Consider the following 14,107-nt stretch of genomic DNA (forward strand, 5'->3'; position numbering starts at 1 on the left):
CGTAAAAATATAACTATTTCAAGAAGAAAAAACGGCAAAAATAATTGTAAGTATATTTGATACGCTCACAGCTGCTGTGCATAATACCCTTCAATCATAAGTCAATATCATAATAATTCCAGTAACCTACGTTAGTTATGCTTCAAAATCAGTTACAAACTCTGGCAAAGAGCCTAAGATTCGAGCCTTATGAGAAATGGAATAGCACCAATTCCTTTTTACTCGTTTGTGCATTTTTTGCTATCGCAGTCCCGTTGACAGTGATTAGCACACTAAACCGTAATAATTCATCGAGCACTCCACTCAAAGAGGTTATAAGCTATAGTACATCATATGAGATTCAATCATTTGAAATGCCACCTTCTCCTATCGACAATCATTATACTGGTGAAGTTAAAGGCTCTTTTTTTATATCTGCATTAGAAGCTGGTTTAAGTAGTCAGCAAGTCAATAAGCTTTTCAACAAACTGACTGGTCATTTTGACTTTTTCTCGTCTGTTGAAGAGGGCGGCAGGTTTGTCGTTAGTACCGAGTTGGGTAATAAAAGCTCGTTCACCGGCTTTTTGTATCAGAACCACAAGGGGGACTTTATCGCCATACTGCACAAAAATGGAAGGCTATATAATGCCAAAGCAGAGCCCCTAAACCCTTTATTCTTAACTAACCCAACTTTTTCCAAATACCCAATAAGCTCACACTTTGATCCCTATCGAGTCCATCCAGTAACAAGGCGCACTGTGCCTCATAATGGTACTGATTATATGCTGCCTGTTGGGAGTAGTGTTGTCAGTGTCGGTTCAGGCACAATCGTTGCCGCTCGTTATGACAAATACGCGGGTAACTACATCACGATTCGGCATACCGACAATTACCTATCTAGATACTTACATCTGTCTAAGATTCTGGTTTTGGTTGGCGATGAAGTACATGCCGGGCAAAAAATAGCTCAAAGTGGTAATACAGGCAGAACGACAGGCGCACACTTACACTTTGAGCTACTCAAAAATGGGAGACCTATCGACTTTGTGGAATGGAGTGATAAGAATCGCGGAAGTGCATTTGAAGCTGGACTATCACCAAGCGAAAGGCAAGATGTAGTCCATACTGCTAAGGGCTTACTCAACAAGATAAGAAACTAATTTGATCACTCTGCGGTTTACGCTGCATTCATTCCAAGAGGACGAAAAAAAGCGCAAACCATAGGTTTGCGCTTTTCAGTTTACATTCAGTTCACCGGACTACAGCCTAGACGCTTCGGTCACTATGACCATCTTGGCTTAAGCAGCCCCTTTATCCGACAAGCGCTCCTCGATCGTTGCATCATCGCTCTCAGGAGACTCACTCGTAGTACTGTCACTCAGTACCTCTGCAAGCGTCGACTTCGATAAATGGCCTTGTAGGTCACCATTATCATCAACAACAGGAAGTGGATGGTCACTGTCTAGCGTTTCAGGAATGACTTCTTCAAGCAGAGCATCACTTTGAACGGCTGGTACGTCATCTAACAAGTCTTCCGGTATCTCTTTGTGATAATCGTTTTTGTTCACTTGCTCTAATGTTTCTTGAGTAATGACACCTTGGTATCCATCATCGTTGACAACATATCCGTAATCTTCTGAAGATTTACGCATCTGACTGATGGCCTCGCCTAATGTCTCCGCGGTGATACGCAAAACAGGAGGTTGCATGACAGTTTCAACGGTCAGTGCTCGAGCTCGATTCACATCTTTAACAAACGCTTCTACATAATCGTCTGCTGGGTTAAGCAGGATATCGACAGGCTTGTCTTGCTGCACAACGACACCGTCGCGCAAGATGGCGATACGGTCACCGATACGAAGTGCTTCATCTAAATCATGGGTAATGAAAATGATGGTTTTGTGGAGCTTTTCCTGAAGTTCGATTAGCTGATCTTGCATTTCACTGCGAATAAGCGGATCGAGTGCGGAGAAGGCTTCGTCCATCAACAGGATCTCAGCATCAGTACACAGTGCTCGCGCAAGTCCAACCCGCTGTTGTTGTCCGCCAGACAACTGGCTAGGATACTGAGCTTCATAGCCTTCTAGACCAACGGTTTTTATCCAACACTTTGCAGTGTCTAACCGTTTTGCCTTTTCCATCCCTTGGATTTGTAAACCATAGGCGACGTTATCAATCACGGTTTTGTGCGGAAGTAAGCCAAAGCGCTGGAATACCATTGACATCTTGTGGCGTCGAAACTCACGCAGTTCTTTGTCAGAGAGCTTCATGACATCGGAACCATCAACAATGATCTCTCCTTCACTTGGGTCAATAAGACGATTGAAGTGTCGAATGAGTGTCGATTTTCCCGAGCCAGATAGCCCCATAATCACGAAGATTTCTCCCGGATAGACATCTAGGTTGATGTCTTTAAGACCGAGTGTGTGACCCGTGCGTGCTAGGAGGTCATCTTTTGATTCGCCATCCTTCACGGCTTGAAGGAAGGACTTATCTTTAGGACCAAATATCTTATACAGATTCTTAATTTGAATCATTGGTTGAGGTTGAGTAGTGCTCATTATTCTCTACCTCCTAAGTGAGCTTGGGTACGTTTTGCATAGCTTTGTGAAACACGGTCAAAAATGATGGCAAGCGCCACAATAGCAAGACCATTAAGTAAACCAAGCGTGAAATATTGGTTGGTAATGGATTTTAGAACTGGCTGCCCTAACCCCTTCACACCGATCATCGATGCAATCACGACCATCGCAAGTGCCATCATGATAGTTTGGTTGATACCCGCCATGATGTTAGGCATTGCCAACGGCACCTGCACACCAAAAAGGCGCTGGGCTGGGCTGGCGCCGTATGCGGTGGCGGCTTCTAGTACTTCTTTATCTACGAGTCGAATCCCTAAATCAGTCAAACGTATGACTGGTGGAATCGCGTAGATCACAACAGCAATGACGCCAGGGATTTTACCTATACCAAGCAGCATGACGACAGGAATCAAATACACAAACGCTGGCATGGTCTGCATTATGTCAAGTATAGGGGTAATGATGGCTCTGGCTTTTTTGGACTGAGCCATGAGAATCCCTGTGGGTATCCCGAGGGCTATTGCGAGCATGGTTGAGACTAATATGATGCTCATGGTTCGCATCGTATTGTCCCACATGCCGAAGAAGCCGATAACAAAGAAGGCGATACCTACAGAAGCGCTGAGTTTCCAAGATCGACTCGCGACATAAGCGAGACCAACCAAAATACCAATGATTAGCCACCATGGGCTAGAAAGCAGTAGCTTCTCGAACCAAATCAAAAAGCTTAATAATGGGTCAAATAGAGATTCGATGGTGTCGCCATACTCTCGAGAGAAGTCTCGATAGGCACCATCTAGCGTTTTTCGTATTTCTAGTAGTTGTTTGCGGTCTAACTGAGGTATTTCACTCAACCACGTGGCATTAGACATCTGTTACTCCTTGATTACTTCTGCCATAAGCAGCGAACAGCGCTGCTTTGTGTTCGCATTCAAAAATGGCGAACTTGTATCAATTAATTAAGGGGCTATCCCTCTAGCCCCTTTTACTACCGACTCGGTTTATAGTTCATCTACTGCTTTTTGTACTTTTGCAGCGACATCAGGTGTTAACCATGTAGACCACGTTGACTTGTACTCTTTCATAAAGTGCTCAACAGCGTATTCGCCATCGGCTTGCTCGTCTTCCATCCAAGCCAAAAGACCATTCATTTGTGCGTTGGTAAACTCACGCTTAGCAAAGTACTCCATTGCCTCTGGAGAGCGCTTAGCGAAGTCCGTGGTAACAACCGTTTCCACGATTGATGGTGGATACATAGTTGCTTTAGGCTCTAGACAAGTTTCTTGAGTGATACACTCTTTAAACATCGTCTCATCAACACCACTACCGAAGTCGACTTTAACCATTTTGTACTTACCTAGAACGGCTGTCGGTGCCCAGTAGTAACCAAACCACGCTTCTTCGCGCTCATAAGCTTTAGCAATTGAGCCTGAAAGACCCGCACCTGACCCTGGATCGATAACTTCAAATCCTTTTTCTTCCATACCTAGTGCAGTGAATAGATTGCCAGCAGAGATTTGGCAGTTCCAACCAGCAGGACAAGAATAAAATGCTGATTTGCTTGGATCTTCTGGGTGCTTAAACATTTTAGCGTTGGCTAACACTCCCTCAATCGTTGCCATTGACGGGTCTTTGGCAACCATATACTCAGGAACCCAAAACCCCTCTTCGCCACCATCGGTTAGAGTGGTACCTGCGTATTGAATTTGACCTTCTTTCACGCCCATATCCAGTGCTTCACGCATAGAGTTACTCCAAAACTCTGGCGCAATATCTGGCTGGCCTTTAGAGATCATAGAAGCACCCGTTGGTTGGGTATCACCAGGTACAAGCTCAGCGTCGCAATCGAATCCGTGTTGAAGTATGAATTTGTCGACATTCGCGATGAGGGTTGCAGAGTTCCAGTTCATATCCGCAATGGTGACTGCACCACACTCGTCAGCTGAGGCAGTTTGAAGAGAACTTGCAGCGAGAAGAGACGAAAACAATAACGTCCTAGTTAAGTTTTTCATAGTAATTTCCATATTGGTTTTTCAATAAGTGTATGAACAGTGGGTTATTATTACAAATTTCATTTACATTCTGTTTACAACCAAAAGTCTTCGCCTTAACGGCGATGCTTGCGTTGCGCATGATAACTCTGGATGTCAGCACGCCTTTAGCGCTCATGCCTCTATGACAGGTTTCTCCATGGTCGTAGTTAAGGTTGTTAAGAATGTTATCTGGAAGAGTGATCTGCACTACATTGTCATTTTGAAGACCAATCAGTGCTTGTTGCATTGCGCGTGGGATAAACGGACTCGAAGCCGAAAAAGCCTCATCCGTCGATAGCATATTTGGTTCAGAATCGAGAGCACGAGTTAGACTTACACAACTAGTCATATCGTCCTACTGTTCATCAGAGATTGTTTAAGCGTAAGCACTCCGGTCCGCGTACTCAAATGCAGAAAACGGCGCTCGATTACGTGTGCAACGCTCGTTCTATCAACATCGAGTGCGAGCATCCTTCCTGTGTTATCCCCAAACAATGTGTGTCGTCCCTTAACTTCCAGAATGGGATCCATGTTGAGCTGTCCTTAAAAGCACTTTGTAATGTAACGTTTAGCACTCTAAGTAAACCAGAGCACAAATTCAAGGTATGACATTCTGTTAACAATAAAAAAGCACCCATAAACAGGTGCTTTTGATTGACCATTAAACGTCACCAACACAAGGTAAGGCATTGTTAATAATAGAAATTATTAGGCATGTTATTCCCAAACCTTGATGGACTGCAAATTATTTTAAGTTTTTGATATCAAACGCAACAATTAGCAACCACTTGACAAATGAGAGGCAATGCAAATTACAGCGAAATATTTATTTAGTACTCTAACTTTTTATGTTCAAATCAACATTAAACAAAGCATTAAAACCAACTAACACTAATCGAAATCTAGCGCCTCCACTAGAACCGAAAGAGGATGAACGCAGGACAAACGCGTGTTCTCTTCTATCTGCCAGCGGCAAGTTTCACAATCAGAAATCGCATAGTCGGCATCCGACTGATTAATTTGTTCGAACAAGCCTTTACCTATTTCCATAGAAACATCGTAGTTCTCTCGCTTATAACCATACGTACCCGCTAGCCCACAACATTCGCTATCCAACACTTTAACCGTCAGCCCTGGGATCATTTTCAGTAGCTCAATTGTGAATATATGATCGCCACTGCGCTCTAGGTGACATGGAGTGTGATACACAATGGTTTTGTTGACGGGTTTCATCGCTGGAATGTTGCCTTCTCTACATTCACTCAGCATAAAGCGGCTAAATAGATGTATCCGATCCGCGACTTTTTGATTGTCTACATCTAAAACGTGAGGATACTCCTCTTGTAAGGTGAAAGCGCAGGTTGAAGAGGTGGATATGACCGCTTCAGAGCGACCTGTTAGAGCTTTCTCGAGATGCTCCACATTGAGTTTGGCATTCTTCTGCGCCTTACTATGAAATCCATTGGCAATCAAAGGCACACCGCAACACTTCTCACGTTCGAGTAACTGTACGCCAATGTTCATGGCATTCATGACACGGATAAAGTTCTGCCCAACACTGTGGTCATTGTAATTAACATAACAACCGTGAAAGTAGTTCACTTGGCGTCGATATTTGCTCTGGTCTGGCACATGCTTCTTGTACCAAGATCGAAACGTTCCGTGGGAGTATTTGGGTAGCGACTTATGATCATGCACTTGAATCGTATGATGCATGACTTTCTTAACGACCGATTGCTCAGTTAGTTTGTTTATCACCGGCGCAAAAGGTGTCGCCAAAGAACCAAACAAATCAGTGTGGCTTAACACGTAGTCGCGTGCGGTAGTCAGGCTAAGCGGCTTACGCCCATGCTCTCTTCGAGCGACAGCGATAATGTCACCAATCCTAACCCCGGACGGACATGCTGTTTCGCAGCGTTTGCAGTTAGTGCAGAGCTTTAGCACATCGTCAAAAAACTCAGGGCTTTTTAATCTTAGTCTTTCACCATCTGGGCCGCACTGTTTAGGTCCTGGGTACTCAGGATTGGCTTTTGCGACAGGGCAATACACGGTACAGACAGTGCATTTAATGCATTTTTCAAATGATGGCGATTGGTGCTCATCACCAATATTAGTTACAGCAATGAGTTCAGCTGGACGTACTGCGGTCATGCCATCTCTCCTTTTCTCTGCTCACTTATCGCTTCGGGAATGGTGTTTACGGATGATTTTGCAATGACATGTTCAGCGACTTTATATCCAGTGCTGATTGCAACGCCCCCCCCACAGCCATGTACAATCGGATCATAGTGGGGCAAAATAGAGCCAGCACAATAAAGGTTTTCCAGCGTTCTACCTGCTTTGGTAGGCTGAAAATGTTGGTTTGTCTCAACGCCAAAGCTTAAGAATGGGTGTGATGATTGTGAGAAAAACTGCTCTGAATACCACTGGTCTCGCGACCCTTGGGTAGCAATATCGAGGTCAAAAATAGGCTCAGTAACCTTGTTGAGGCCTGCAACCAAACCTTTACTGAAGAAACTGCCGGTTGCTAAAACAAAGTACTCGGCATTGATAGGCACTGTCTTTAGTTTTTTGGTATAGATACATGCCAAAGACAGCTGTTCACCAGATGGTCTAAACACACCGCTTGTCACCTCATCACCGACATGTAACGTCCCCCCAGCTTCGATCAACGCGCGTCTTAACGTATCTTCTACACGAATTCCCAAGAGTGATGGAGGCATGGTTGGCACTTCGTGAAAACGCAGGTGCGTTTCTTGTGCCAACTTATCCATCAAGGTGAGACCATCTCCATTTCCCAATAGAGAAGGCAAGATGACAAGATCGTTGGGAGTAGCAACGTTTCTTAACTGCGAACAAAATTGAAAGAAATGTTGAGGTTGGCGCAGCAGTCTCGATACGTCTATTGAACGAAACTCATGGCAGTTTCGAGTTTCTAAACCCGCCGCATCAAGGCCGACTTTGACCACCCTCACCTCGATTCCTTCGAGCTCTGGCATAGAAGCGAGCTTGGCCCTGGCAATCTCAGGTTGAAAGTCACGAAACCCCTCTACAGAGACAAGCACGATGCGCTTGATACTAGAGAGTGCAGCATAATCAAAGTCTAAAGGAAACACATAAGGTTGTGACAGCCAAGTCGCTTTGAGTGAACCTAAACTCGCGATTCGATAATGGTTTTCTAGCGACTGATTATGATTCAGTGGTAAACCATGATTGCCTACAAACTGCTTGAACCATTGCAACGATTCAAGAACGCTTGCTCGACCTATTTTGGAATAAGGATGTTCAGGCATCTGTTGAGTCAAACGATCGATCTCATCGAACGGGGCTCTTACCGCTTTGCCATCGACTGGGGAATGACTGAGCACATCAATTGAACCTGAGGAAAAGTGCATAGCACTTTGTCCATGGCTTACCACGGCGGTCTTCAACCCTTGTTCAAGGAACCGCAATGCGCTGGTGTAACCAGCAACTCCACCGCCGATAACGACAACGTCATAGTTAATCATTGCAATTCCTCCCCAACTGGGCTGCGAGTCGACTCAGTATTAGTGAGCTCATCAGCACCAAATAACCCTTGATAAATCCAATAGCTAAACTCGGCTTCTCGTAGCGCATCCCCCCACAGAACGGGCTTGGTGCCTTTCCAGCGCTCTTCTAAAAAGTCGGTAAGAATCTCCCCTACCTCGATTCCAGAAAAATTGCCGTACTCTGCCATTAAGCTCGCCGCTCGATAGCTACAAAGCTCTCCTTGGCAAGGCCCCATACCTAGCCGAGTTCTCCGTCTAAGGTCGACAAGGTTATGTACATCAAGCGCTTTAATCGCATACTCGATCTCGCCGGCAGTCACCATTTCACATTCGCAAATGACAGATTGGCTTGCTTTGTCGTCAGATAAAAAGCCAAGTGCTCGCTCACCATGGCGATCAATCGCAGACTGATAGACAGGTTTTGCAATGCTTGCTATGTTTTTCGTCTGTTTAGGAGAGTTTGCCGAGCCTGGCAAGGGAATCGTGTGAGTCGTACAAGGGGTAGTGTTGCCTAGCTTTTGTGCTACGGAATCAGTCGCCATCTCAGCCATTAAGCGGTAAGTCATGAGTTTGCCGCCGGTAATTGTCGTGAAGCCATGCAAGCCATCATGCTGCGCATGATCGACAAGCACGATACCTCGGCTTATGTTGCGACCACTGCTATCTTCACTTAAAGAAACAAGCGGTCTCACTCCCGCATAAGCTCTGAGTACTCGGCTATGACTCATAATCGGCGCAAGCTTGGCACCTTCTTCTAACAAGGTATCGACTTCTTCAGCGGTAACGTGGAGATTATCGATCTGGTCGTAGTCAATATGTTCCGATGTGGTGCCAATAAGCGAAATGGTATCCCCTGGTACCAGAATGTCAGCGTCAGATGGTTTACGGCAGCGGTTGATTACTCGATTGTTAATACGATAATCGAGTATCAATAGTGACCCTTTTGCTGGAAACATCTTCACACTAAGGTCTGCATACTCGCAGATCGTTTGCCCCCAAATACCCGCTGCGTTAATGACCTCTTGCGCGAAAACCTCAAAGGGTAAATTTGTGCGAGTATTGAGTGCATTGACGCCTATTACGCGATCACCCTCTCGAATCAAAGAAGTCACAATACAGTGACTAAACAAGCGCGCACCGTGCTCTTTAGCATCAAGCACATTGGAAGCACAGAGGCGAAAAGGGTCGATCGTACCGTCGGGCACTTGGATAGCACCTAGCATCTTTGGATTCGCATTTGGCTCAAACGCAAGCGCTTCTTTGGTTGTTAGGCGCTTAGTCTCGATTCCGGCAATATCGCACGCTGCAATAAACTCATCCTGAAAGCTCAGTTCATCTTCTGGCAGAGTGATAAAAAGACCGCCCGTATCTTCAACACAATGAGCGGCTATGGACTTGAGTATGCGATTTTCTGCAATACATTCGGAGGCAGATTCAGGATCAGTGACAGCATATCTAGCGCCTGAGTGCAGTAGTCCATGATTTCTCCCTGTTGTACCCGACGCGAGATCATCACGCTCAATTAAAATGCAGTCGATGCCTCGAAGTGCGCAATCACGCATGATGCCTGACCCTGTGGCACCGCCCCCTATGATGATGACGTCTGTTTGATAACGAGCTGTTGCTTTCATTGCATTTTACCCACTGAATATACGCACAATTATTGTGGCATTAAAATGCAACCAGTTTCGCGATTTCGCTCACAAATGCTCGTTCGAGCATTTATTTTTGCTCATTTGCTTTCGATTTGAGGTGTGGGTACAAAAAAACCAGCCATATGTCTGGTCCTATTGACTAAAAACAAGTTATGAAAAACTAGGCAACTTCGATATTTATATCGTTTTCTTTCAGAACATTGCATATTTCTTGGGGCGGTTTCATATCGGTAATGACCAAATCGACTTCTTCAATACCACCAAGTTTCACCATTGCATTTCGACCAAACTTACTATGATCAACGCCCAATAACACGCTTCGGCTGTTTTCGATAATTGCTCGTTTTACACGTACCTCATGGTAATCGAAATCTAACAGCGAACCATCATAGTCGATGCCGCTTATGCCAAGAATACCAAAGTCCAACCTGAACTGAGCGACGAAGTCGATGGTTGATTCTCCTGTCACGCCACCGTCTTTTCCACGCACTTCTCCCCCTGCGAGTATGACTCGAAAGCTTTCTTTGTGCATGAGCATTGAGGCAACGTTTATATTGTTAGTTACAATACGTAAGTCGTTGTGTTCGTTCAATAAAGCTTTTGCAATCGCTTCAGGCGTCGTGCCAATGTCGATGAACAGTGTCGCGCCATTCGGTATGTGTTTGACTAGCTGAGCGGCGATCCTTTCTTTCTCAGCCTGACTCGATACCTTCCTGCTCTGATAGGATGAGTTTTCAGAGCTCGTCACTATGGTCGCACCACCGTGGTTACGCTTAATTTTGTTCGCATCCGCTAATTCGTTCAGATCTCTACGAATGGTTTGCGGGCTCACATGAAACTTATCGACCAAATCTTCAGTACTGACGTACCCGTGTGTCGTCACCAATTCGATGATTTCCTGATGTCGCTTTATCGCTTTCAACCACACTCCCTCGCGTTCAAACTATGTTATTACCTGAGTTTACTGTGTCTTGCACATGTTTTAAATAGCGCCAAACCGAAATGTACTCCCTGTTCACTAAACGCTCAATCCCTGAGCAAAAATACACATTCAGCTGCATAAAAAACCCTTTAAACGAACATTAAATGTGCTTCAGTTAACATTTATGAACATAATTCGAACATTTTTAACTTTCGTACGCACATTTGAGATCTGACCGAGATTTCCATCTTTTTATTTTGGCTACAATCCTCACCGCATTTGATGGCATATGAATCAAGACCAAGGAAAGAACTATGAGTATAAAAAAAGATCCTGCGTTACTCGGTCAGTGTATCGCGGAGTTTATTGGAACTGGCTTGTTGATATTTTGGGGAGTCGGATGTGTGGCGGCTTTGGTATTGACCGGCGCTGAGTTCGGTCAATGGGAAGTCAGTATCGTCTGGGGTTTAGCAGTAGCGCTAGCTGTTTACTGTACGGCGGGTGTGTCTGGTGCCCACATTAACCCTGCGGTGACAATTGCGCTCGCAGCGTTTCATGGCTTTGAGAAGCACAAGGTACTGCCTTACATTTTTTCTCAAGTTGCCGGAGCGTTCTGTGCGGCTGCTTTAGTCTACGGCTTGTATAGCAACTTATTTGTCGACTGGGAAGTCGCTAACGGCGTTGCCCGTGATACGCCAGAGGCGCTAGCTACCGCGGGCATCTTTTCCACTTACCCTAATCCGTCACTCTCATTTTTCGGTGCCGCTGCGGTCGAGTTTACGATTACTGCAGTACTGATGTTTGGGATCCTAGCCTTTGGTGACAGCAACAATGGCGGTGAGTCACGAGGTGCAATGGTGCCACTTCTCATTGGCTTATTGGTTGCAACTATAGGTGGCTCGCTCGGTCCACTAACAGGATTTGCTATGAACCCTGCTCGTGATTTTGGGCCAAAACTGTTCGCTTATTTTGCTGGTTGGGATTACGCGTTAAGTGGCGCTAGAGACATCCCTTACTTTATCGTTCCAATCTTTGCCACCATTGCTGGCGGTCTATTTGGCGGGTGGCTGTACCCGAAAGTGATTGGCGCTTACCTTCCTGCTGCAGGTGGCTGCACTAGCCCAGCTCAATGCGATGACGAAGTGGAGGTGAATGACACCGAAGCTCACGTGTAAACACAACAACTCTATCCCCTACAAATAATGAATAAAAAATGAAAACAGAAGGACACTATTATGACTAAGAAATACATCGTCGCTCTCGATCAAGGGACCACCAGCTCTCGTACCGTTGTTCTCGATCATGATGCAAATATTGTCAGTGTCGCGCAGCGAGAATTTACTCAAATCTATCCAGAAGCAGGCTGGGTTGAACATGATCCATTAGAAATTTACGCGACGCAGAGCTCTACATTAATCGAAGCTCTGGGTCAAAAAGGCATTACCTCCGACGAAGTCGCTGCTATCGGTATCACTAATCAGCGTGAAACGACCATCGTTTGGAACAAAGAGACGGGCGCTCCCGTCTACAACGCTATTGTTTGGCAGTGTCGCCGTACCGCAGAAATCTGTGAAGAACTAAAAGCACGCGAAGGTCTTGAAGCTTATATTCGAGAAAACACGGGTCTTGTTCTCGACCCTTACTTCTCAGGCACCAAGGTTAAATGGATTTTAGATAACGTAGAAGGCGCTCGCCAGCAAGCCGAGGAAGGCAAGCTGATGTTTGGTACCGTGGACACTTGGCTAGTTTGGAAGATGACCCAAGGTCGCGTTCATGTCACTGACTACACCAACGCATCAAGAACCATGCTATTTAATATCAATACTTTAGAATGGGACGAACGCATTCTTAAAGAGTTTGATATCCCACTTTCCATGATGCCTAAGGTCAAACCTTCGTCAGAGGTTTACGGTCAAACTAACATTGGTGGTAAAGGTGGCACGCGTATACCTATTGCTGGTATCGCTGGAGATCAACAAGCTGCACTATTTGGTCAAATGTGTGTCGAACCAGGTCAGGCGAAGAACACCTATGGCACGGGCTGTTTCATGCTAATGAATACGGGTAAGGAGAAAATTACCTCTAAGAACTCTTTGTTGACGACCATCGCTTGCGGACCAAAAGGCGAACTTGCTTACGCGTTGGAGGGCTCGGTATTTATGGGCGGCGCTTCTATTCAATGGCTACGCGATGAAATGAAGCTGTTGAATGACGCCAAAGACTCTGAATACTTTGCAAACAAGGTCGAATCCAGCAATGGTGTCTATGTGGTTCCAGCCTTTACTGGTCTTGGTGCACCCTACTGGGATGCTTATGCTCGTGGCACCATCATTGGTATGACTCGAGGCACAGGTGCAAACCACATCATTCGCGCAACGCTTGAGAGTATCGCTTATCAAAGCCGCGATGTGATTGATGCGATGCAAGCCGACTCTGGAATCAAGCTCGCTTCTCTGCGCGTTGATGGTGGCGCAGTCGCGAATAACTTCCTGATGCAGTTCCAAGCGGATCTATTGAACACAGAAGTACAGCGACCTCAAGTTGTTGAGGTTACCGCTCTTGGTGCTGCATATCTTGCAGGCATCGCTGTGGGCTTCTGGAGTGGGTTGGAAGAGGTGTCTGATAAAGCCGAAATCGATAGAACCTTCATTCCATCTGACGATGAAGAAAAACGCGAAGCGCGTTACAGCGGTTGGAAACGTGCAGTGCAAGGCGTATTGAGCTGGTCTGAGATCGCGCATGCAGACAAGCGCTAAGCAAAGTTAACGCGTTGATCTAATTAGTTAGCTCTCTTTATCTCAAGGTAGAGAGAGCTAATATCACCACTTGCCAAATTGCACTCTATTCATCATTTCATTCCCCATGCAAGATAAAGGTAACCTGCTCCCATACAAAGACACAGCGGTGAATAGAGCCATGTATCCATTCGAGCGAACTGGCCTTGTTGGTTTTTCTTGCTAAAGCCAACTAGGTTGAAGTCTCCTACTGCTCTGAGAATAAAAATCACACCTACGACTAACGCAATCCATTCAATATAATTTTCGAGTGTCTGAGGTGTTGCTATTGCGTCAGTCAAGCTGAGAGACAATAACGCGAAAACAGCAAGAGCGGCTGCAACAAGCAAAGTGAACAACGTACCCGGAGTGAATGCCTTGCTACTTTCAACGACCGGAATCGCTAGATGGACGCCTTTCTTGCCGCCAAAAGCCCAATAAACATGTATCAGTGAGATTGCGAATAGAATGCCAGAAATAGTGAAAGCAATGAGTAAAGGCATTGAGTTTCCTCTAGAAAGTGAATGTGGGATTGACTTTCGTTTTACTCTTCCACTATGCACTTTCCAATATCAGCAATAGTTTTACGCTCCTTTACACCCATGTTTGTGTCATGGGCTGCATTCACATAA

Annotated in this window: 12 protein-coding genes; 3 read left to right on the forward strand and 9 right to left on the reverse strand. The window is 45.5% G+C overall.

Annotated elements, in window-relative coordinates:
• Nucleotides 1-137: 137 nt before the first annotated feature.
• Nucleotides 138-1,139 carry a peptidoglycan DD-metalloendopeptidase family protein gene (locus LY387_RS09810; protein WP_234493948.1) on the forward strand — a complete coding sequence of 334 codons (1,002 nt, stop codon included), beginning with the start codon at nt 138-140 and terminating at the stop codon, nt 1,137-1,139.
• A gap of 138 nt (nt 1,140-1,277) precedes the next feature.
• Here LY387_RS09810 and LY387_RS09815 read toward each other — a convergent pair whose 3' ends face one another.
• From LY387_RS09815 to LY387_RS09850, 8 genes are all read right to left on the reverse strand, one after another.
• Nucleotides 1,278-2,540: a quaternary amine ABC transporter ATP-binding protein gene (locus LY387_RS09815; protein ID WP_234493949.1), complete on the reverse strand. Its 1,263-nt coding sequence runs from the start codon at nt 2,538-2,540 to the stop codon at nt 1,278-1,280.
• Entirely contained in the window at nt 2,540-3,433 is an 894-nt protein-coding gene (locus LY387_RS09820) for an ABC transporter permease (protein WP_234493950.1), read from the reverse strand. Before LY387_RS09820 ends, LY387_RS09815 begins: the two co-directional genes overlap by 1 nt.
• Before the next feature lie 129 nt (nt 3,434-3,562).
• Nucleotides 3,563-4,573, reverse strand: coding sequence for an ABC transporter substrate-binding protein (locus LY387_RS09825; protein WP_234493951.1), 1,011 nt, complete (start codon nt 4,571-4,573; stop codon nt 3,563-3,565).
• Nucleotides 4,557-4,943, reverse strand: coding sequence for a hypothetical protein (locus LY387_RS09830; RefSeq protein WP_234493952.1), 387 nt, complete (start codon nt 4,941-4,943; stop codon nt 4,557-4,559). Before LY387_RS09830 ends, LY387_RS09825 begins: the two co-directional genes overlap by 17 nt.
• A gap of 542 nt (nt 4,944-5,485) precedes the next feature.
• Nucleotides 5,486-6,745: an anaerobic glycerol-3-phosphate dehydrogenase subunit GlpC gene (gene glpC / locus LY387_RS09835; protein WP_234493953.1), complete on the reverse strand. Its 1,260-nt coding sequence runs from the start codon at nt 6,743-6,745 to the stop codon at nt 5,486-5,488.
• Entirely contained in the window at nt 6,742-8,103 is a 1,362-nt protein-coding gene (glpB, locus tag LY387_RS09840; RefSeq protein WP_234493954.1) for a glycerol-3-phosphate dehydrogenase subunit GlpB, read from the reverse strand. The genes glpC and glpB overlap by 4 nt, the downstream gene beginning before the upstream one ends.
• The gene (gene glpA, locus LY387_RS09845; RefSeq protein WP_234493955.1) at nt 8,100-9,755 is read right to left on the reverse strand and encodes an anaerobic glycerol-3-phosphate dehydrogenase subunit A; all 1,656 of its coding nucleotides are present in this window, start codon (nt 9,753-9,755) and stop codon (nt 8,100-8,102) included. The genes glpB and glpA overlap by 4 nt, the downstream gene beginning before the upstream one ends.
• A 184-nt stretch (nt 9,756-9,939) precedes the next feature.
• The gene (locus LY387_RS09850) at nt 9,940-10,701 is read right to left on the reverse strand and encodes a DeoR/GlpR family transcriptional regulator (RefSeq protein ID WP_128650176.1); all 762 of its coding nucleotides are present in this window, start codon (nt 10,699-10,701) and stop codon (nt 9,940-9,942) included.
• 314 nt (nt 10,702-11,015) lie between these two features.
• Between LY387_RS09850 and LY387_RS09855 the strand changes: the two genes are divergently transcribed.
• Together LY387_RS09855 and glpK are read left to right on the forward strand one after the other, a co-directional pair.
• Entirely contained in the window at nt 11,016-11,876 is an 861-nt protein-coding gene (locus tag LY387_RS09855; protein ID WP_234493956.1) for an MIP/aquaporin family protein, read from the forward strand.
• Between the two features lie 57 nt (nt 11,877-11,933).
• A complete protein-coding gene (glpK, locus tag LY387_RS09860; RefSeq protein WP_234496095.1) occupies nt 11,934-13,457 on the forward strand; it encodes a glycerol kinase GlpK in 1,524 nt (507 codons plus the stop codon).
• Nucleotides 13,458-13,549: 92 nt separating this feature from the next.
• Here the strand turns inward: glpK and LY387_RS09865 are convergent, their stop codons facing one another.
• On the reverse strand, nt 13,550-13,978 hold the full coding sequence (locus tag LY387_RS09865) for a DUF3995 domain-containing protein (protein ID WP_234493957.1): 429 nt from the start codon (nt 13,976-13,978) through the stop codon (nt 13,550-13,552).
• Nucleotides 13,979-14,107 lie beyond the last annotated feature (129 nt).

This window comes from Vibrio maritimus (genome assembly GCF_021441885.1).
GTDB lineage: Bacteria > Pseudomonadota > Gammaproteobacteria > Enterobacterales > Vibrionaceae > Vibrio > Vibrio maritimus_B.